Raw genomic sequence first — 20606 nt, 5'->3', positions numbered from 1 at the left:
CCGCCAATGGGCGTAGGATCGACGGCAGTGGAGCACGCGGGGCCGCGCAGCAATCCAGCGAGCGAGGCTCGGCAAGAGCGGCTGGGCGGAGCGCGCGCCGAGTTCGTGGCGAACCTGGGTCGCCGCGTGGCGGAGCTCCGCGAGATGGTCCGGCGGATCGAGGCAGAGGGCGATGCGCCGCGGCTCGTCGAGGAGCTGAAGCGGCGCCTGCACTCGCTCGGCGCGGGGGCGCGCCTCCTGCGCTTCGTGCGCGTCGCCGAGCGGCTCGCCGAAGGGGAGTCGCAGGTCGCCGCCGCGAACGGCGCGCGGCTCGGCGGCGAGGCCGCGGCGGCCCTGCGGAAGCTGCTCGAGGAGCTGCCCGCCCTGGCCTGGGGGCAGTCGGCCATGGGCGAGCAGGCGGCGCCCGCGCGCGCCGCCGCGCCGCTCGAGCAGGCGCCGGCGCCGCCCCGCGCGCGCGCCGCCGCGGAGCAGCCGAACGCACGCAGCGCCAGCGCGCGGCCGGAAGGCGCGGTTGCGGCCAAGGGCCAGGCCACGACGTGGATCGCGGGCGTGAGCAACGGCCGCGCGCTCGCCGCCGAGCCGCTCTCGCTCGAGGATGAAGAGGAAGCGCGCGCGTCCTCGACGCGCGGCGCGGAGCAGGCGCCCCCCGCCGAGGCGCCCGAGGCCGCGCCGGCCGCGTCGATCGACGCGCCGATCACGGTCCTCGTCGTGGGCGCCGCGCCGCTCGCCGAGGCGCTCGACTCGGCGAGCGCCGACGCCGGGCCGTCGTTCGAGGTCGAGCGGACCGACGACGTGGAGACGGCGATCGATCTCGCGCGGGCCTTCGCGCCGGATCTGGTCCTGCTCGACGCGGACATGCCGGGCGCGCGCGGGCTGGCGGAGGCGCTGGCCGCCGATCCGCTGACCGACCTGGTCCCCGTCGTCGCCGTCGGCCGCTTCGCGCGGCCCGAGGACGCGGCCCCCTACGTGGCGCTCGGCGCCGCGCGCGCGCTGCCGAAGCCCGTTTCGCCGGACGCGCTCCGGCGCGCCGCCGCGGAGGCAGCGGTGGCCTGCGTGCGCGCTGAGACCGCGCGCGCCGCGCGCGGGCCGCTCGGGGCCGTCAACCTCGACGAGCTCGGGGCGCGCCTCGCCGAGGAGCTCCGCCGCGGCCTCTGCGACGCCGCCGAGCCGAGGAGCCGCGGGGAGCACGTGGACCTCGGCGACGGCGCCGAGGTCCTCGCGGCGCTCTGGGGCGCGGTGGCGCGCATCCGCGATCTCGTGACGATCCGCTCGCAGGGCGGCGTGCGGTTCTCGCCGAACGGGCCGGAGGGCGCGCTGCCGCTCGCCCCGTGGATGATCGCGCCGAGCGCGCCCGAGGGCGAGCGCTCGCGGCTGCACAGCGAGATCCGCGCGAAGTCGCCGGCGCGCACGATCAGCGCGTCGAGCGCGGCGCCGGGCGACGCGGCGCTCGACGCGATCGACATCGTGGTGGCGGACGACGATCCGGCGGTGACGTGGTTCCTCGCCGGCGTGCTCCGGGCCGCGGGCGCGAATGTGCACGAGGCGCACGACGGCGCGCGGGCGCTCGACCTCGCGTACCAGACGACGCCGGACCTGGTCGTGAGCGACGTGCTGATGCCGCGGCTCGACGGCTTCGCCCTCTGCCGCGCGCTCAAGCGCGACGTCGCGCTGCGCGACGTGCCGGTCATCCTGCTCTCCTGGAAGGAGGACCTGCTCCAGCGGCTCCGCGAGCTCGGCGCCCAGGCCGACGGCTACCTCCGCAAGGAGGAGAGCGCCGCGGCCTTCGTGCAGCGGGTGCACGAGGTCCTGCGGGGCAGGCGGCGCGTCGCGGAGCGCATCGCGACGGGCGGCGAGGTCCGCGGGCGGCTCGACGGCATGACGGCGCGGACGCTGCTGTCGCTCTCGTGCTCGCGCCGGCCCGACGCGCTCGTGTCGGTCCGGGACGCCGCGTTCCTGTACGAGGTGCTGCTCAAGGACGGCCGCCCCGCCGGCGCGACCCGGACGGCGCAGGACGGGACGTTCCACCGCGGCCCCTCCGTGCTCGCGGCGCTCCTCGGCGTCGGCTCCGGCCGCTTCGTGGTGGCGCCTCTGCCGGAGAGCGAGCTCGCGGCGCCGCCGCGCCCCGGGTTCGAGGGGACGCTCGCGGAGCAGCTCCTGCCCGCGATCGCGGCGGCCCGGGCCGCCCAGCGGCTGTTCCACGGGCCGCCGTTGATGCAGGTCGAGCGCGTCGTCCTCGACCTGGAAGGGATGGGCGCGACCGCCGACGCGACGCCCGAGCCGGCGCGCTCGCTCCTGAGGGCGCTCGCCCGGGGGACGTCGCCGCGATCGGTCATCACCTCGGGGGAGTTCGCCGCGGGCCTCGTCGAGGACGTGCTGAACGACGTCGCGGCCCGCGGCGGCGTACGCCGGGTGATCAGCCGCGAGGGAGAGGACCTGCTCGCCCCCGCCGTGGCCTACGAGGAGGAGACGCTCCGCGGCGTGCGGCGCCTCCCGGAGCGGGCCGCCCCGGTCGCGGCGCTGCCACCCGAGCTCGCCGGCGACGCCGCCGCCGCGTCGTCGCGCGCCTCGGTCGAGCTCACCGACGATCAGCTCACGGTGGTGCCCGGCTCGGTGGCGCCGCGATCGGCCATGCCGGCGCGCGGCTCGGCTGCGCCGAGCTCGGCGGTGTCAGGGCCGGGCTCGGCCATGTCTATCCCCGTGCTGTCCGTGGACGGTGAGGACGAGGACACGGCGTTCGCGAGCGCGGACGAGGAGGCGACGGCGCTGTCCGGCGCGCTGGTCAACGCACGGGTTCCGAGCGATCTCGCCGAGCTTCAAGGTGATGTGGTCAGCGTGCGCGCGGCGCGTAGCCCCCAGGTGGACGCCGCTCTGCTGGCGGGCGTGACGCCGGCCGTTCCCGGCGTGGCGCCCGCGCCCCGCAGGCCGGAGGCCACCCTGCCCGCGCTGGAGTACCCGAAGCCCGAGCGGCTGATGACGCTGGGCTCGCTCCCGCCGCCGCCCGTCGTCGAGGCGCCGGCGCCCGCGGCGCTCAAGGTCCCCTCGGCGCCGCCCGTCGCGCGGCTCGCGGCCCCCGCCCCGGCGCCCGCCGTCGACGAGTCGCCCACGCCGCGCCGCGTGCGCCGTCCGTCGGCCTACGTGCCGACGCCGCAGCCGCCCGCCCGCGACAACCGCATGACGATGTGGGTCCTCTTCGCGGTGGCGGCGTTCGTCTTCGCGGTCGCCGCGCGGTTGTCGCGCGATCACGAGCTGCAGGGCGCCTCGCTGACCTCCGACCAGCCGAGCCCGCCAGCCGCGGAGCCCGCGACCGCTGCCCCGCCCGGCGCTGTGCCAGCCGCCGCCGGCTCGTCGAGCGTGGTCGCGGCGGCGGTCGCCGCCACGCCGGCCCCGGCTGCCGCCGGGCCGATCGGCGAGACGACGTCGAACCCCGTGCTCCCCGAGGATCTGCCGCTGGCCGCCGAGCACAAAGTGCCCGAGGGGCAGGGCATGCTGGAGGTGATCGCCGGCGCGGGCGACACGCTCTTCGTGGACGGGCGGAAGGTCGGCACCGGCAGCGTCAAGCTGCCGCTCGCGCCCAAGGACGGCGCCTACGAGATCCGGGCGAAGCTCCGGGACGAGGAGCGCGTGCGCTTCGCTGTCGTCAAGGCCGGCCGCCTCACCCGGCTCCGCGTCGCGCCGCCGTGGCGCCGCTGAGCGCGCCACGAGCGCTCCCCCAGGCAATCGAGCAGCCCGCGCTCGCCCCGGGGTGCCCAGCCGCAGGCAGGGTGCCCCGCTCGTGGTAGAGGACGCCCCGTGCGCGCCCGCGTGATCCGAACCCGCCATCCCTCTTTCGCGCTCACGCTCGCCTCCGCCGCGGCCGCGCTCCTCTCCGGTTGCACCGGGTGCGAGACGTCGACCCGCGATCTGCCTTCCGGCGCCCCGGCCGCAGCGTCCGCGAGCCCGCGGGCGACGCCTCAGCCGCCGGCGCGCGACGTCGTGCACCTCATCGACGAGCTGCCGAGCTGCGATCTCGAGCACCGAGGGCTCCTGTTCGATACCGGCGCGGGCTCGCTCCTCGGCCGTTTTGCGTGGCAAGGGACCGTGCCCACCGGCATTCAGGCGGTCGAGCACGATGGATCCACCTGGGCGCGGATCTCGGAGCGGCAGATCAAGCTCACGTTCGTCCTGCCGTCCGCGAGCCCCATCTTCGTGTCCGCCCGGGCCGTCGGGCTCACCTCCAAGTACGCCACCGTCTCCCTGGACGACCAGCTGCTCGGAACGCTCCGCCTCCAGCGCGACCAGATCCGCATCGCGTCGACCCCGACCACCACGCTCCCCGCCGACCCCGGCCTTCACACCCTCACGCTCCAGTTCTCCGGCCGGCTCCGCGAGGGGGAGTCGTTCGCCGACGTCGACTGGGTGCGCGTGGGCATCCCGGACGAGGACCCGGCCACGTACGGCCCCCCGACCCTGCGCGACGTCGTCGCGCCCGCCGCCGCGCTGTCGGGCGTCCCCCACCGGTCCATCGCGCTGCGCGCGCCGGGCGCGGTCCGCTGCGCCTTTCGCCCCTCCAGGGTGACCCGCCTCCACACCGCCATCGGCGCGCTGGGGTCGGGAGACGGCGACGCCGAGATCCGCGTCCTCCGCGACGGCCAGGAGCCCCTCGTGATCCATCGCGTCCACGTCGAGGGCGGCGACAAGGCGACCTGGACCGACGTCGAGCTGCCGCTCGCGCCCTTCGCCGGATCCCTCATCTCCCTCGAGCTCCGCGCCGCCGCCGCGGCCCGCGGAGGACGCATCCTCTTCGGCGACCCCGTCCTCGCCGGATCGCCGGAGCCGCCGCCGTCCGTGCCCGCAGCGCGCGCCGTCGTGATCGTCGCCCTGAACGGGGTCGAGCGGCCCGATCTGCCCCCCTGGAGCGGTCGTCCGGAGCCGCACCTCGCCACGCTCTCGGAGCTCGCGACGTCAGCGACGACGTTCGATCACCACCGCGGGCCGAGCACGGTCGTGTCCGCCGTGGCGGCGTCGCTGCTCACCGGTCTTCCGCCGCCGGCCCACACCGTCGCCGACACCGGGGCCCGCCTCCCCGCCCGCGTCACCACCATCGGCGCCATCGCGAGCGACAGCAGCATCCGCACCGGGTTCTTCACCGGGGTCCCCACCACGTTCCGGGCGTTCGGCTTCGGACCCGGCTGGTCCCGGGTCCTCGAGCACCCCCCGACGAGCGGCGAGCCGGCCACCACCCCGATCGACGCCGCCGCCACCTGGATCAGCGAGACCGTCCGCCAGGACGCGTCCAACCGTCTCCTCGCGTTCGTCCACGCGCGCGGCGGCCATCCGCCCTGGGAGGTCAGCCCGAAGGAGCTGAACGCCCTCAAGCCCGTCGAGTACGCCGGCCCCGTCGAGCCGCGCCGCGCCGCCCAGGTGCTGGCCAGGCTGAGGGGCCGGCGCCGCGATGTGCTCAGCCCCGAGGATCGCGACCGGATCCGCGACCTCTTCTCCATCGCCCTCGCCGGCCAGGACCGCGCCCTCGGCAACCTCATCGGGACCCTCAAGGCCGCCGGCCTGTGGGACGAGACCCTCTTCATCGTGACCGGCGATCTGGCCAGCGGGCGCTCCGACGCCGTGCTCTACGGCGAGGGCATGGACCTCCAGGAGCCCGTCCTGACGCTCCCGCTTTATGTCCACTTTCCCGGTGATCTGTACGCCGGCCAGCGCGTCGCTGCCCCGACCGAGATCATCGACGTCGCGCGCACGGCGATCGCCGCCCTCGGCCTCTCGTTCGCCCGCAAACCGCTCGGGAAGGATCTGGCGGCGGTCGCCTCCGGCCTCGAGGGCGTCGAGCGCGGCCCCCAGATCGCCGCCCTCGGCGATCGTTACTCCACCCGCTGGGGCAACCTCGTGCTTTCGGGTCGACTCGGCGTTCCCCCCTACCTCTGCGACCTCGACGTGGACCCGACCTGCGCCTTCAACCGTCGCGAGGTGATGCCCCTCGCCACCGTGTCGCTCTTCCGGCGTACCGTGACGTTCGACCTGTCCGTGCGCGCGCCCGCGGCGCAACGGGAGCCGGCCACGATCGACGCGGAAACGGCGGCCGTGCTCAACGTATGGGGCGCGAACTGAGGCCCGCGCGATCGACCGGCGCCCGCGCCTGCGAGCCGAGCAAAGCCCGCTGACGGCGCCCGGCGGCGCGCCGGCGCCCTGCGCGGGCGAAGGCGTCCGCGACATCGCGCAGGCCGCGCGCGATCACGCTCCAGCGGTGCCATGACGCCTCGCTGCGGGGCAGCACGCCCCGCGTCGCGCGCGCCGCGACGCCCCCGCGCGGGTTGGCCGAACGACGTACGCCTGCGCCCGCGCGTGCGCGTCGTGCGCTCGCTTCACGCGCCCATTTCGCCTGGCATGCTTCGCGCAAACCCGCAGGCCGCACAGGCCAAGCGCCTCGACGGCGCTTCATCTTTCCGTGAGAGGAGTCCCCGCATGAAGGCGACCGACCTATTGAAGGAGCATCACCAGGAAGTCGAAGAGCTCTTCGAGCGCATGTCGCAGGCCGACAGCGACGAGATCGGCGCGCTCCGCGACGAGCTCGTGGCGACCCTCGTGAGCCACTCGGCCATCGAGGAAGAGCTCTTCTACCCCGAGAGCCGGGAGGCGCTCGGCGCCTCCCCCCTGATCCCGACCTCGTACGAGGAGCACGCGCTCGTCGACGTCATGTTGCAGAAATTGCTCAGCACCGAGCCGGGTGACGAAACCTTTCACGCCAGGCTCGGCGTGCTGAAGGAGCTCGTGCAGCACCACGTCGAGGCGGAGGAGAAGGAGCTCTTCCCCCAGGTCGAGAGCGCCATGGGCGCCGCGCGCCTCGAGGAGCTCGGCAGCCGCCTGGAGGCGCGCTTCGGCCAGGTGCGCGAGAGCGACGTGGAGGCGCTCCTCGCTCGGAACGTCGCGAAGAGCATGCCCGCCGCCACCGCCGGCCGCCGCGCGCGCACGGCGAAGCCGTCGGCGCGCAAGGCGGCGGCCAAGCGTCCACCCGCGAAGCGCGCGTCGAAGCGCGCGTCGACGCAGCGCGCCGAGCCGGCGCGGGGCGCGCAGAAGGGGCGCAGCACCGCCGCGACCGGACGGAAGAAGACAGCGGCCACGGCGCCCGCGAAGACCGGGCGAGCCGCGCCCGCGCGCAAGGCGAGCCGACCGGCGAAGACCAGCCGCACAGGCCGCAAGGGCGGTCGCGCGAGCAGCGCCTCCGCGCGCTGAGCGTCGCAGGGCGGCCCGCGCACATCAACGTACGTTGCCGCAGATCAGCGGCGCGAGGTCCGGCCGGAGGGGACGGCGGGCCTCGCGCCGCCATCGAGATCGAACAGCGGAAGCGTGCCGCCGGCCTTCGAGGCAGCGGCCTTCGGAGCAGCGGCCTCCGCCGCGAGCTCCTGCAGCAGGGTGGGGTCGTCGTGGGCGACCGAGTTGACCCGCGGCGAGACGGCGCGCGCCGCGAGGGCGCCGCGAGGCGCCGGCCGGAGCAGCGCCTCGGCCCGATCCGCGTCCGCGCCGTCGCCGAGGCCGAGCCAGAGGTCCACGTCCCCGGGGCCCAGCAGGACCGGCATGCGGTCGTGGATCGGCGCGACGTCGGCGTTCGCGTCGGTGGTCAGGATCGTGAAGCGGACGTCGGGCTCCCCCGTTTCGGGGTCCTTCGCCGGCTGGTACAGCCCGGCCAGTCGGAGCAGCCCGCCCTCCGCGGGGTGGAACCAGGTGGGCCGCCGCGCGCCCTTGGGCCCGGTCCACTCGTAGAAGCCGTCCGCCGGCACCACACAGCGGCGCGCCGCGAACGCCTCGCGGAACGTCGGCTTCGCCCGCGCGCTCTCGGCGCGCGCGTTGGCCAGGAGCGAAGGGCCGGCGCCGCCCCTGGCGAAACGCCCCACGAAGCCCCAGGTCGCAGCCACCAGCGCGCGCCGGCCGTCCCGCGCGCGCAGCACCGGGTGGACGGTCGCAGGTGCGATGTTGAAACGAGGCCGAAACCTTGCCGCTATCTCCGGATCAGCGGCAATCGACCGAGCCCGGCCGCTACCTGCCCGGCCCGCGCCAGAGGAGGACTCGAGCAGCGCGATGAGGGTCGCAAAGTCCGGAACGGCGAGGGTGAAGCGCGCGCACATAACACTAGATTAGCGGCTTCGGGGCGCCTACAAGGGCGCTCCGGACGTTGGAGGAGGCCGCATGGTCGACAGCTTTGGCACCAAGAGCACGCTGACGGTTCAAGCCGAAACATACACCTATTACAAGCTCACCTCGCTGGCGCGAGGCGGCGCGTCGATCGACAAGCTCCCCTTCTCGCTGCGCATCCTCCTGGAGAACCTCCTCCGCCACGAGGACGGGCGCGTCGTGCGCAAGGACCACGTGGAGGCCGTCCTCAACTGGGACCCGAAGGCCCGCCCCTCGCAGGAGATCGCCTTCCACCCGGCGCGCGTGCTGCTCCAGGACTTCACCGGCGTTCCCGCCGTGGTCGATCTCGCCGCCATGCGCGAGGCGCTCGCGAAGCTCGGCGGCGACTCGCTCAAGATCAACCCGCTCCAGCCCGTCGACCTCGTGATCGACCACTCGGTCCAGGTCGACAAGTTTGCGTCCTCGACGGCCGTGAAGGTGAACGCGGCGCTCGAGTTCGAGCGCAACGAGGAGCGCTATGCGTTCCTCCGCTGGGGAGCGCAGGCGTTCACGAACTTCCGCGTGGTGCCGCCCGACCAGGGCATCTGCCACCAGATCAACCTGGAGTACCTCGCGGGCGCCGTCATGCGGCAGGGCACGCTGGTCTACCCGGATACGCTCGTCGGCACCGACTCGCACACCACGATGATCAACGGGCTCGGGGTCGTCGGCTGGGGCGTCGGCGGCATCGAGGCCGAGGCGGCGATGCTCGGCCAGCCGCTCTCGATGCTCATCCCCGAGGTCGTGGGCTTCAAGCTCCACGGCAGCCTGCCCGAGGGCGCGACCGCGACCGATCTCGTCCTCACGGTGACGCAGCTGCTGCGGCAGAAGAAGGTGGTCGGGAAATTCGTGGAGTTCTACGGCCCCGGCCTGAGCGCGCTCTCGCTCCCGGACCGCGCCACGATCGCCAACATGGCGCCCGAGTACGGCGCCACGATCGGCTTCTTCCCCGTCGACGACGAGACGATCGCCTACCTGCGCTTCACCGGCCGGCCCGCGCAGCTCGTCGCGCTCGTCGAGGCCTACTACAAGGAGCAGGGGCTGTTCCGCACGGACAGCACCCCGGACCCGGTCTTCAGCGACACCCTCTCGCTCGACCTCGGCGACGTGGTGCCGTCGATCGCCGGCCCGAAGCGGCCGCAGGACCGCGTCCCGCTGCGCGACGCGAAGCGCGCCTTCCGCGCCTCGCTCCAGGGCATGCTCGAGAAGGAGTTCGCCGCGGCCGACGCGCCCGCGGTCAAGGCGTTCCTCGAGGAGGGGGCCGGCAACGCCGCCGCGCGCGCGCCCGCGCTCGAGAAGGTCATGCGCCCGGCGGAGATCACCGAGGGCGACACGCGCTACACGCTGCGCCACGGCTCGGTCGTGATCGCCGCGATCACGTCCTGCACCAACACGTCGAACCCGGCGGTCATGCTCGGCGCGGGCCTGCTCGCGAAGAAGGCCGTCGAGCGCGGGCTCACGGTGAAGCCGTGGGTGAAGACGTCGCTCGCCCCCGGGTCGAAGGTCGTCACCGACTACCTGCGCCAGGCGGGGCTCCTGCCGTACCTCGAGGCGCTCGGCTTCCACATGGTCGGCTACGGTTGCACGACCTGCATCGGCAACTCCGGGCCGCTGCCGGACGTGATCGGCGACACGATCCGCAACAACGATCTCGTCGTGGCGAGCGTCCTCTCGGGCAACCGCAACTTCGAGGGCCGCATCAACCAGCACGTGCGGATGAACTTCCTCGCCTCTCCGCCGCTCGTCGTGGCGTACGCGCTGCGCGGCGACGTCGACGCCGACCTCTTCAAGGAGCCGGTCGGCACGGATCGCAACGGCGACCCGGTGTACCTGAAGGACATCTGGCCGAGCTCGGCCGAGGTCAACGAGGCGATCCGGACGGCCGTGCGTCCCGAGCAGTTCCAGGTGCAGTACGAGAACGTCTTCGCCGGCGACGAGGAGTGGCAGAAGCTCGCGGTCCCGGGCGGCCAGACGTTCGTGTGGGACGAGGGCTCGACCTACGTGCGCAGGCCGCCGTTCTTCGAGGGGCTGTCGAAGGAGCCGGCGCCGCTCACCGACATCCGGGCCGCGCGCGTGCTCGCGCTGCTCGGCGACTCGGTGACGACCGACCACATCTCCCCGGCCGGCAACATCGCCAAGAACAGCCCCGCCGCGAAGTACCTGGTCGAGCACGGCGTCGCGCCCGCGGACTTCAACTCGTACGGCGCCCGCCGCGGCAACCACGAGGTGATGATGCGCGGCACGTTCGCGAACATCCGCCTCAAGAACGCCCTCCGCCCCGGCGAGGAAGGCGGGATCACGGTGCACCTGCCCGACGGCGAGAAGACCACGATCTACGACGCGGCCATGCAGTACAAGGCCGAGGGCGTGCCGCTGCTCGTGATCGCCGGCGCCGAGTACGGCACCGGGTCGTCGCGCGACTGGGCGGCCAAGGGGACGAAGCTGCTCGGCGTGCGCGCGGTCATCGCGAAGAGCTTCGAGCGCATCCACCGGTCGAACCTGGTCGGCATGGGCGTGCTCCCGCTCGAGTTCGCGCCGGGCGAGGACGCGTCCACCCTCGGCCTCACGGGGCGCGAGGTGTTCGAGATCGACGGCATCTCGGACAACCTCACGCCGGGCAAGAAGCTCAACGTCGTCGCGACCGGGGAAGGCGGGGCGAAGAAGACCTTCACCGTCACCGCGCGCATCGATACGCCGAACGAGGTCGACTACTACCAGCACGGCGGCATCCTCCAGTTCGTGCTGCGCAGCCTCGGCGCCAGCGCCTAGCGCCTCCCTGCGCGCCGCTCCCCGCCGGGCCTCTGGCGGGGAGCGCGGGGAGCGGGCCCATCCTCGGAGCGGAGCGGCGCGTCGCGGCTGCTGACGCGCGTGCGGGCTTCGGCTAAACCCTGGGGTATGCTCGATCCTCGCTACGTCGCGGAGCACCTCGATGAGGTGCGCGCGGCGCTCGCCCTTCGCTCGCCCGCCGCCGCCGCCAGCCTCGGAGGCGACTTCGCCTCCACGGTCAGCGCGAGGCGGTCCAACATCCAGGAGCTCGAGCGGTGGCAGGCGGAGCGCAACGCGGCGAACGACGCGATGGCGCGCCTCGACAAGAAATCGCCCGAGTTCGCGCAGAAGCGCGACGAGCTGAAGGCCCTGTCGACGCGGATCAAGGAGGCCGAGCAGGTCGTCTCCGAGCTCGAGAAGCGGATGACCGAGCTGCTCTCCGTCGTGCCCAACCTGCCGGACCCGTCGGTGCCCGTGGGCGCGGGGGAGGAGGGCAACGTGGTCGTCCGGGCGTGGGGCGAGAAGCCGAGCTTCTCGTTCGCGCCGAAGTCGCACTGGGACATCGGCACGGCCCTCGGCCTCCTCGACTTCGAGCGCGCGGCGAAGCTCTCGGGGGCGCGCTTCACCGTGCTGATGGGCGCGGCCGCCCGCCTCGAGCGGGCGCTCATCTCGTTCATGCTCGACCTGCACACGCGCGAGCAGGGCTACCTCGAGGTGCTGCCGCCCTTCCTCGTCAAGGACACGGCGCTGTTCGGCACGGGCAACCTGCCCAAGTTCGCCGAGGACCTGTTCAAGACGCAGAAGAGCGACCCGGAGAGGGCGTACGACCTGTACCTCATCCCGACGGCCGAGGTCCCGGTCACGAACCTCCACGCCGACGAGATCCTGGACGGCGCGTCGCTCCCGATCGCCTACGCGGCCTACACGCCGTGCTTCCGCAGCGAGGCGGGCAGCCACGGGCGCGACGTCCGCGGGCTCATCCGGCAGCACCAGTTCGACAAGGTCGAGCTCGTGCGGTTCTCGGCGCCGGAGGATTCCGCTCGCCAGCACGAGCTGCTCACCGCGCACGCGGAGGAGGTCCTGAAGCGGCTCGGCCTGCACTACCGGGTGTCGGCGCTCTGCACCGGCGATCTCGGCTTCGGCTCGCAGAAGACGTACGATCTCGAGGTGTGGCTGCCTGGCCAGGGGCTGTACCGCGAGATCTCGAGCTGCTCGAACTTCGGCGACTTCCAGGCGCGCCGCGCCCAGATCCGCTACCGGCCGGAGCCGAAGGCGAAGCCGCGGCTTGTCCACACGATGAACGGGTCGGCGCTCGCGGTGGGGCGGACGGTCATCGCGATCCTCGAGCAGTACCAGCAGGCGGATGGCACGGTGGTCGTGCCGGAGCCGCTCCGGGCGTTCATGGGCTGCGAGGTCCTCCGCGGCAGGTAACAGCGATGGCAGCGGACGAGGAAGCCAAGCGTGAGCTTCCGGAAGCGAAGAGCGCGCACAACGGGGGGGACGGCGAGCGGCGCTCGCAGGTCCCGGAGTCGCGGGGCGCGCGCGGCGGGGGGGACGGCGAGCGGCGCTCGCAGGTCCCGGAGTCGCGGGGCGCGCGCGGCGGGGGAGACGGCGAGCGGCGCTCGCAGGTCCACGGGCCGCCGACCAACGCGGAGACGTCGATGGCGCTCGCGCGCCGGCGGCTCCTCGACCTCTGCAAGCGGCACAAGGACGAGCTCATCGACGACTGGATCGAGAACGTGCTGGCGCTGCCGCCGGAGCGGGGCCGGTACACCGATCGGCCCGTGGGCGAGGTCACGGAGAACGTGCGCTCCTGGCTCGCCGCGTTCACCAGGATCCTCGAGGACGGCAGCGAGACGCTGCTCGACGAGTTCATCACGCACCTGGTCGAGCAGCGCTACGCGACCGGGTACTCCATCAGCGCTCCGCTGATCGCCGCGTCCGAGTTCCGCACCGCGGTCGCGGGCGTCCTCGACACGACGCACGACGACGCCGAGGCGGACGGCTCGTCCTCGATCGACGTGCTCCGCGCCGTCGACGCGCTGCTGCTCCAGTTCGAGCACCGCTTCGCCGAGGCGTACGCCCAGCGCTCGCTGTTCGCCTCCGAGGAGCGCTACCGCGAGATCGTCGAGCTCTCGTCCGACGTGCTCGCGACGATCGACCAGGAGGGCATGCTGACGCGGCTGAACGTGCGGTTCGAGGCGCTCTTCGGGCACTCGCGGCAGGCGTGGATCGGCCGGCCGATCACCGCGCTCGCGGTCGCGGCGGACGTGCCGGCCCTGCGCACGCTCGTGCTGTCCGCGTCGCGGGCCGAGGCGCCGCGGGAGGCCACCATCCGCTGCGGGACGCGCGCCGGCCTGACCAAGGTGATGACGGTCCGGATCACGCGGCTCTACGGCGAGGACGCCTCGCTCGCGCTCATGCGCGACGTCACCGAGGAGGTCGCGCGCCGCGCGCAGATCCTCCACAGCGAGAAGCTCTCCTCGATCGGCCAGGTCGCGGCGAGCGTCGCGCACGAGCTCAACAACCCCATGGCGTGGGTGATGGCGAACCTGGAGCAGATCCGGAGCGGGGCGCACAAGCTCGTCTCGGCGGCGCGCCCGGTCGCCTCGGGCTCGTACGAGGACCTGCTGCGCGCCATCGACCTCATCGATCGCTCGTGCCACGAGGCGCTCGCCGGCGTCGAGCGGATGCGGGACATCGTGACGGACCTCAACCTCTTCTCGAGCAGCAGCGAGCGCAAGCCCGAGCGGGTCGATCTCGTCGACGTGATCGAGCTCGCGCTGCGCATGACGGGCCCGCAGCTCAGCCAGCTCTGCCGCATCGAGCGCAGCTACGGCGAGATGCCGCCGTTCGTCGGCTATCCGGGCAAGCTCTCGCAGGTGTTCGTGAACCTGTTCATCAACGCGGCGCAGGCGATGCCGAACCGCCCTCGCGACGAGAACATGGTGCGCGTGACGACGCGCTTCGACGCCGGCGTCCACCACGTCGAGGTGGAGGACAACGCGCGCGGGATGACCCCGGAGGTCGTCGAGCGGATCTTCGACCCGTTCTTCACGACGAAGGAAGAGAGCGCGCGCCCGGGCATCGGGCTCTGGGTGTCGCGCAACATCGTCGAGGAGCAGCACGGCACGATGACGGTGTCGAGCACGCCCGGCGTCGGGACCGTCTTCACGATCCGCCTGACCGGCCTCAACCCCACGGATCTGCCCGCGCCGCGGCCGCCGCCGGAGCCGCCGCGCGCGTCGTCGCGCGGGACGATCCTGTTCGTCGACGACGAGCCGATGCTGCTCAACGCCTTCGCGCGCGCGTTCGAGGAGCGGCACGAGGTGCTCGTGGCGAAGAGCGGCCACGAGGCGCTCGACCTCCTGCGGGACCGCGGCGGCCGGATCGACGCGATCGTCTGCGATCTGCTGATGCCGCAGATGAGCGGGATGGCCCTGTACGACGAGATCGGCGAGCGGTTCCCGCAGCTCTTGCCGAAGATGGCCTTCATGTCGGGCGGCGCGTTCACGCCGAGCGCGCGGGAGTTCGTGGAGCGGGTGGACAACCCGAAGATCGCGAAGCCGATCTCGCTCGACGATCTGGAGCGGGTGATCGGCGATCTTCTCAGCGGCGGGTCGAAGCGGGGGCACTAGGCTGGAGGAGCGGGGGCTCGATGGTGGTCGCGAAGGTGATGACGATCCGGGACCGGGCGAACCACGCGCGTTACCGGCCGGGGCAGCGGGGCGGCTTCTACGAGAGCTTCTTCCAGCGCGCGAACCACCCGACGCGGCCGCTCGCCTTCTGGATCCGGTACACGCTGTTCAGCCCGGCCGGTCGGCCCGAGGCCGCGGAGGGTGAGCTCTGGGCGGTCTACTTCGACGGTGAGTCGGGGCGCCACGCGGTCGCCAAGCGCGAGGTCCCGTTCGCCGGGCGCTGCTCGTTCGCCCGCGACAGCCTGGCGGTCGCCATCGACGGCGCCCGGCTGAGCCTCGGCAGGCTCACCGGCGCGGCGGGCGAGGGGGAGGACGCCATCACCTGGGACCTCGCCTACGAGGGCGGTGGAGAGCCCCTTCTGCTGCTCCCGGCGGCCCTCTACGGCGCCCCGCTGCCGAAGGCGAAGGCGCTGGTCGGCGCACCGATGGCCGTCTACAGCGGCCTCCTCCGCGTCGCTGGGCGCGAAGTGGACGTCTCGGGCTGGGTGGGCAGCCAGAACCACAACTGGGGGACGAAGCACACGGACCTGTACGCCTGGGGGCAGGTCGCCGGGTTCGAAAGCCACCCGGACAGCTTCCTCGAGGTCGCCACGGCCCGACTGAAGGTCGGACCGTTCTGGACGCCGAACATGACGCCGCTGGTCCTCCGGCACCGCGGCGAGGAGATCGCGCTCAGCTCGCTCGTCCAGTCGGTCCGCGCCGATGCCTCGTTCGACTACTTCACCTGGCGCTTCCGGACGGAGACCGATCGGCTGAGCGTCGAGGGGGAGATCTCCGCGTCCGTCGGCGATTTCGTGGGCCTCGCCTACAGGAACCCTCCTGGCGGCGTGAAGCATTGTCTGAACACCAAGATCGGGGCTTGCACCGTCACGCTGCGGCGGAAGAGCCTGGGCCGCGAGGTCGGGATCGAGACCCTGACCACGGCGCGGCGCGCGGCGTTCGAGATCCTCACGGACGACCGAGGCCATGGCGTGATGATCCGCGCCTGATCCACGCTGGACGCACGGTCCGCGGGGCTTGGCGCGGACGGCCTGGCCGGCGCGAAGGAGCGGGGCGCCGCCGCCGAGAGATGCGCTGCGCGTCCGGCGCCAGGTCGGCTAAAGAAGGTGCGGTACGTCACCGCACGAAAGGCGGACGCCATGAGTCTCAAGCACCCCCGGACCATCCTCGTTGCACTGGACAGCTCCCCCAAGGCGTCGCTCGTCCTCGCGGAGGGCGTCGATCTCGCGCAGAAGCTCGGCGGCAAGCTCGTGCTCGTGCGCGGGATCGGGCTGCACCACAGCCTGCCCGCGGAAGCGTTGAACGAGTCGCCCACCCGGGTCCCCGAGATCCTGGAGCGGAGCGACCGCGAGGAGCTCTCGCAGCTCGCGCGCGACGTGCCGCCCGAGCTCCTCGCGAAGGTCGTGATCCACGTCGGCGTCGCCTGGGAGGTCATCTGCCGGACGGCCGACGAGGAGAACGCGGATCTCATCGTCATCGGGTCGCACGGCTACTCGGGCATCGACAAGGTGCTCGGCACGACGGCGGCGAAGGTCGTCAACCACACGAACCGGTCGGTGCTCGTGGTGCGCGACAAGCCGTCGGACTGACAGCGGCTCGCCTGCCTCAGCGGAGCCTGGCGATGAGCTCTTCGCTCAACGTGGGCTGATCGATCTTGCCCAGCCAGATCCGCCAGGTGGCCTTCATGAAATCGACGCCTGCCACGGTCGCCGTCCCGCCGCCGGCGACCGTGACGGTGGTCGCCTTCGCGCCCGGGTCGTACGCGATGGTGACCTCCGCTCCCGACTTGAGGTCTCCCTCGAACGCCGCCACGAACCTCTCGATCTTCGGCGTGTCCGTGTATCGGTTCAACGCATACGCCTCCCGCAGCGCCTTGACGATGCTCGCGCGGTCGACGTCGCGGAGCATCGTCCAGACGAACTTCTTCGCCGTGTCCATGTCGATGACGGCGTCCTTGGACCTCGTGGCAGGGAGCTGCTCCATGTAATGGCTGATCCGATAGACATCGATGTTGAGCACGCCGATGGTCCTGACGCGGACGCCCGTGCCGGTGAGCGTGTAGCCAGGCAAAGCAAGGAGGCTCCCGACAGCGAGGAAGACCGCCGCGAACGCGGCGAGGAGAGCTGGAGATTTGCTTCGCGCGAGTTGCATCGGATCGACCTCCTCCGGCATCGCCGCTCCGTGCGGCGCATCGTGTCCGGGCGCCGCGCTCCGGCGATCGCCCGTCGACGGTCGCGAATGAGCAAGACCTGAACCACCGATAGAGGGACGTCGGGAGTCACAGATCTCGTGAGATCTCGAGGTGCGCCCTGGAGTCAGGCAGGGACGACCCATGGCTGTGTGCTCGGAGGGGGCTCCGGGCGCGGGCGCGGAGCGGCGGCCTTTCGCCGGTGCGAGGGCCGGCGGCGGTGATGCCGACGCCGGCTCTCCCGGAGATCTTTTTTCGGCCCGGTCCGTAGAAGCCGCGCGCTGCGGGGACCGGGAGATCGCGGCGGAGGGACGCGGGTCCCTCCCTGGGCCGCGCCATGGCTTGCGGCAGAAGGAGCTTCTCGATGCGGACGATGCTCGCTGGATTGCTGATGGGATGGGCGGCTCTGGGCTGCACGGCCAGCGCGACGGCGCCTCCGGGCACGACCGCCGCGGCGGTGGCGGCCGCGCCGGGCGCGGCGGCGCGGGAGGAGGCGGCGAAGCCGGTCGCCGTGGCCGCCGCCCCGACGGAGCCGGCCGAGCCCTCTGCGGCGGCGGCCGACGTGCCGTCGTCCCGGCCGGAGCCGGCGCCCGCGGGGAACCAGGGCGTCTGGATCGGCGCCGCGGGCGCGAGCGCCTTCGCGCTGCCGGGGACGCGCGAGACGCAGCTCGGCGTGTGGATCGATGTCCCGGCGGCGCGCGCGGCCCGCGGACAGCCGCGGGCGCCGGCGGCGGTCGTGCTGCTCGTGGACGCCTCCGGCTCGATGCAAGGCCCCAAGATGGAGAACGCCCGCGCGGCGGCGCAGGCGTTCGTCGACAGGCTCCCCGACGGCGATCTCGTCTCGGTCGCGTCGTTCGCCGACACCGCGCAGGCGCGCGTCTCGCCGACGGTGCTCGGCCGGTCGACGCGCCCCGCGGTGGCGCGCGCCATCGCCGCGCTCGGCCCCGACGGCAGCACCAACCTCTTCGCTGGCCTCCAGCTCGCGGAGCAGCACGCGCTCGCGGCGCCGTCGACGCACGCCGTCCGGCGCGTGGTGCTCATCTCGGACGGCCAGGCGAACATCGGGCCTTCCTCTCCCGACATCCTCGGGGCGCTCGCCCAGCGCGGCGCCGCGCACGGGGTGCAGATCACGTCGATCGGGGTGGGGGCCGACTACGACGAGCGCACGCTCAACGCGCTCGCCATCGGCTCCAGCGGCCGGCTGTACCACCTCACCGAGGCGCGGGAGATGTCCTCCGTCCTCGAGCGCGAGCTCGCCCTGCTCCAGACGACGGCGGCGACGGGCGCGTTCGTCGAGATCGTCCCGGCGCCCGGCGTGGAGCTGCTCGACGTCCCCAACGAGCGCACCGAGCGCTCCGGGGACGCGCTCCGGGTGCTGCTCGGCACGATGTTCGGCGGGCAGCACCGCGAGATGCTCGTGCGGGCGCGGGTCACCGCGCCGGCGGCCGGCTCCCACCCGCTGGCGAGCGTGCGGCTCCACTTCCGCGACGCCGAGAGCGGCAATCTCCCGCGCGTGCAGGAGGTGGTCGCCCGCTACGATGTGACGAGCGATCCGGCCCTCGTCGCCGCGCACCAGAACGAGAAGACCCAGACGATCGCCGCGGTGATGGAGGCGGGCATGATGCAGCTCGACGCGGCCCAGGAGGTGAGCGCGGGCAACTTCGGCGCGGCCGAGGCGAAGCTCGCCGCGGCGGAGGACCGGCTCCGGCAGCAGGCGTCGCGCGCCCGCTCGGACAAGGAGAAGGAGCGCGCCGTCCAGGCCGCCTCGGCGGTGGCGAGCGCGCGGAAGACCGCGCGCGCGGCCGCGGCGGCCCCGCCCTCACCCGCGGCGCGGCGCATGGAGGCGCTCGAGATGAACAGCGCCTCCCCGGTCTGGTCGGGCCGCTGATCCAGCGCCGCCGCCGAGGCGCGCCGCCGGCGCCTGTCTGCTCTGGCGCCTGCCCGTTCTGGCGCCTGCCCGTTCTGGCGCCTGCCCGTTCTGGCGCCTGCCCGTGCTGGCGCCTACCCGTTGCCGATGCCTGCCTGTTGCCGCTGACGCCTGCCCGTCGCTGATGCCTGCTCGTCGCCGCTGACGCCTGCCCGTCGATGACGGGCCGTCATGGTGGGCGGGCGCGGCGTCCATCATGAGAGGGCAGGTGCGGTGTCCATCATGGGACCGAAGATGGGATGTCCATCGTGGGATGGCAGGTGCGGTGTCCGCCATGAGAAGGCAGATGCGATGTCCGTCATGGGACGACCGGACGCCATGTCCATCATGGACGGGTTGACCGGCTCTGCATGACCGGGGGAATCCGGTCATGGTTGATCCATGATTCAACATTGACGATACAATCCATCATGGACTGGCAGCCGCTCCTCGCGTGGCCCTCGACAGGGGTCGGGGCCCGCGCGACATTGTTCCGGGCCCTCCGGCACGTCGCCTCCTCGGGGCCCGCTCCTCGCCATGAACCCGAACGCCTTCCCGGAGTCGCGCGCCGCCGCCGTGCGCGAGCTCTGGTCGCTCGACCCGGCCGTCACCTTCCTGAACCACGGCTCGTACGGCGCCTGCCCGCGCGCGGTGCTCGAGGCGCAGCAGCGCTACCGCGAGCAGCTCGAGCGCGAGCCGGTCCGGTTCTTCCTTCGCGAGCTGGAGCCGTTGCTCGACGCGGCCCAAGGCGCGCTCGCCTCCTTCGTCGGCGCTGACGTCGACGACCTCGTGTTCGTCCCCAACGCGACCGTCGGGGTCAACACGGTGCTGCGGTCGCTCTCGCTGCGACCCGACGACGAGCTCTGCATCACGGATCACGGGTACAACGCCTGCAACAACGCGGCCGAGGCGGTCGCGGCCCGCGCCGGTGCGCGCGTCGTGATCGCGCCGGTGCCGTTCCCCATCGAGGCGCCCGAGCAGGTGGTCGAGGCGGTGCTCGCGCGCGTGGGGCCGCGGACGCGCCTCGTCCTCGTCGACCACGTGACGAGCCCGACAGGGCTCGTGTTCCCTGTCGCCTCGCTGATCGCCGCGCTCGCGGAGCGCGGCGTCGACGTGCTGGTCGACGGCGCGCACGCGCCCGGCATGGTGCCGCTCGATCTCCGCGCCCTCGGGGCGGCCTATTACACCGGCAACTGCCACAAATGGCTCTGTTCGCCGAAGGGCGCGGCGTTCCTCCACGTGCGGCGGGACAAGCAGGGCGCGGTCCGCCCTCTCTCCATCAGCCACGGCGCCAACTCGCCGCGCACCGACAGGTCGCGCTTCCTGCTCGAGTTCGACTGGACCGGCACGGCCGACCCCAGCGCGGCGCTCTGCGTCGCGGACGCGCTCCGCGCCATGGCCGCGCTCGTGCCCGGCGGCTGGCCCGCGCTCCAGGCGCACAACCGGGCGACGGCGCTCGCCGCGCGCGACCTCCTGTGCGAGGCGCTCGGCTGCATGCCGCCGAGCCCCGACGCGATGATCGGCGCGCTCGCGACGGTGCCGCTCCCCGACGCGCCGTCGCCCCGGCTGCGCCTCGATCCGCTCCAGGACGCGCTGCTCGAGCGGTGGGGGATCGAGGTGCCGGTGTTCGCCTGGCCCGCGTCGCCCCGGCGGCACCTCCGGATCTCGGCCCAGATCTACAACGACAGGCCGCACTACGAGCGGCTCGCGGCCGCCCTCGCCGCGCTGCTGTAGCGGCGCGCGGGAGGGCCCGGCCCCGCGCCGCCGCTCCGCGGCGGGGCGCCGCGCGGCGGTCGCCTCTGCCTCCGGGGCGCCCCGCGCCCGTTTCGCCGCGGGTCGGCGCTCGCGTCGGCCGAGGCGCGTCCAGCGCTCGCCGGAGCAGACCGCGCGC

12 protein-coding genes are annotated in these 20606 nt (G+C 73.4%); 10 read left to right on the top strand and 2 right to left on the bottom strand.

Going from position 1 to position 20606, the window contains the following annotated elements; all coding sequences use genetic code 11:
• Positions 1-27: 27 nt before the first annotated feature.
• The 3 genes from WME95_RS44410 to WME95_RS44400 all read left to right on the top strand — a co-directional run bounded on the left by WME95_RS44410 (position 28) and on the right by WME95_RS44400 (position 7221).
• The gene (locus tag WME95_RS44410; protein ID WP_437905240.1) at positions 28-3690 is read left to right on the top strand and encodes a response regulator; all 3663 of its coding nucleotides are present in this window, start codon (positions 28-30) and stop codon (positions 3688-3690) included.
• A 99-nt stretch (positions 3691-3789) separates the two neighbouring features.
• The gene (locus WME95_RS44405; RefSeq protein WP_437905239.1) at positions 3790-6099 is read left to right on the top strand and encodes a sulfatase-like hydrolase/transferase; all 2310 of its coding nucleotides are present in this window, start codon (positions 3790-3792) and stop codon (positions 6097-6099) included.
• Between the two features lie 354 nt (positions 6100-6453).
• Positions 6454-7221, top strand: a complete 768-nt coding sequence (locus WME95_RS44400) for a hemerythrin domain-containing protein (RefSeq protein ID WP_437905238.1) — start codon at positions 6454-6456, stop codon at positions 7219-7221.
• 44 nt (positions 7222-7265) lie between these two features.
• Here the strand turns inward: WME95_RS44400 and WME95_RS44395 are convergent, their stop codons facing one another.
• A complete protein-coding gene (locus WME95_RS44395) occupies positions 7266-8111 on the bottom strand; it encodes an SOS response-associated peptidase (protein ID WP_437905237.1) in 846 nt (281 codons plus the stop codon).
• 61 nt (positions 8112-8172) lie between these two features.
• On the opposite strand from WME95_RS44395, the gene acnA reads away from it, so the two are divergent.
• The 5 genes from acnA to WME95_RS44370 all read left to right on the top strand — a co-directional run bounded on the left by acnA (position 8173) and on the right by WME95_RS44370 (position 16210).
• Positions 8173-10926, top strand: coding sequence for an aconitate hydratase AcnA (gene acnA / locus WME95_RS44390; protein WP_437905236.1), 2754 nt, complete (start codon positions 8173-8175; stop codon positions 10924-10926).
• Between the two features lie 126 nt (positions 10927-11052).
• Entirely contained in the window at positions 11053-12354 is a 1302-nt protein-coding gene (serS, locus tag WME95_RS44385; protein ID WP_437905235.1) for a serine--tRNA ligase, read from the top strand.
• 5 nt (positions 12355-12359) lie between these two features.
• Complete coding sequence (locus WME95_RS44380) at positions 12360-14561, top strand: ATP-binding protein (RefSeq protein ID WP_437905234.1); 2202 nt, start codon at positions 12360-12362, stop codon at positions 14559-14561.
• Positions 14562-14581: 20 nt separating this feature from the next.
• Entirely contained in the window at positions 14582-15610 is a 1029-nt protein-coding gene (locus tag WME95_RS44375) for a hypothetical protein (RefSeq protein WP_437905233.1), read from the top strand.
• Positions 15611-15760: 150 nt separating this feature from the next.
• Positions 15761-16210, top strand: a complete 450-nt coding sequence (locus tag WME95_RS44370; protein WP_437796370.1) for a universal stress protein — start codon at positions 15761-15763, stop codon at positions 16208-16210.
• A gap of 16 nt (positions 16211-16226) precedes the next feature.
• Here WME95_RS44370 and WME95_RS44365 read toward each other — a convergent pair whose 3' ends face one another.
• On the bottom strand, positions 16227-16772 hold the full coding sequence (locus tag WME95_RS44365; protein ID WP_437905232.1) for a chalcone isomerase family protein: 546 nt from the start codon (positions 16770-16772) through the stop codon (positions 16227-16229).
• A gap of 401 nt (positions 16773-17173) precedes the next feature.
• Between WME95_RS44365 and WME95_RS44360 the strand changes: the two genes are divergently transcribed.
• Complete coding sequence (locus WME95_RS44360; protein ID WP_437905231.1) at positions 17174-18697, top strand: vWA domain-containing protein; 1524 nt, start codon at positions 17174-17176, stop codon at positions 18695-18697.
• Positions 18698-19252: 555 nt separating this feature from the next.
• Positions 19253-20449 (top strand): aminotransferase class V-fold PLP-dependent enzyme, encoded by a 1197-nt coding sequence (locus WME95_RS44355; RefSeq protein WP_437905230.1) that lies wholly within the window; start codon positions 19253-19255, stop codon positions 20447-20449.
• Positions 20450-20606 lie beyond the last annotated feature (157 nt).

Source organism: Sorangium sp. So ce327 (assembly GCF_051530205.1).
In the GTDB taxonomy this organism is placed as follows: Bacteria; Myxococcota_A; Polyangia; order Polyangiales; family Polyangiaceae; genus Sorangium; species Sorangium cellulosum_B.
This window is presented reverse-complemented; position numbering and strand designations above follow the sequence as displayed.

Excerpts from the sequence above, each read along its gene's own strand:
- WME95_RS44400 (WP_437905238.1), top strand. The coding sequence starts at position 6,454 with ATGAAGGCGACCGACCTATTGAAGGAGCATCACCAGGAAGTCGAAGAG.
- WME95_RS44395 (WP_437905237.1), bottom strand. The coding sequence starts at position 8,111 with ATGTGCGCGCGCTTCACCCTCGCCGTTCCGGACTTTGCGACCCTCATC.
- acnA (WP_437905236.1), top strand. The coding sequence starts at position 8,173 with ATGGTCGACAGCTTTGGCACCAAGAGCACGCTGACGGTTCAAGCCGAA.
- serS (WP_437905235.1), top strand. The coding sequence starts at position 11,053 with ATGCTCGATCCTCGCTACGTCGCGGAGCACCTCGATGAGGTGCGCGCG.
- WME95_RS44380 (WP_437905234.1), top strand. The coding sequence starts at position 12,360 with ATGGCAGCGGACGAGGAAGCCAAGCGTGAGCTTCCGGAAGCGAAGAGC.
- WME95_RS44375 (WP_437905233.1), top strand. The coding sequence starts at position 14,582 with ATGGTGGTCGCGAAGGTGATGACGATCCGGGACCGGGCGAACCACGCG.
- WME95_RS44370 (WP_437796370.1), top strand. The coding sequence starts at position 15,761 with ATGAGTCTCAAGCACCCCCGGACCATCCTCGTTGCACTGGACAGCTCC.
- WME95_RS44365 (WP_437905232.1), bottom strand. The coding sequence starts at position 16,772 with ATGCAACTCGCGCGAAGCAAATCTCCAGCTCTCCTCGCCGCGTTCGCG.
- WME95_RS44360 (WP_437905231.1), top strand. The coding sequence starts at position 17,174 with ATGCGGACGATGCTCGCTGGATTGCTGATGGGATGGGCGGCTCTGGGC.
- WME95_RS44355 (WP_437905230.1), top strand. The coding sequence starts at position 19,253 with ATGAACCCGAACGCCTTCCCGGAGTCGCGCGCCGCCGCCGTGCGCGAG.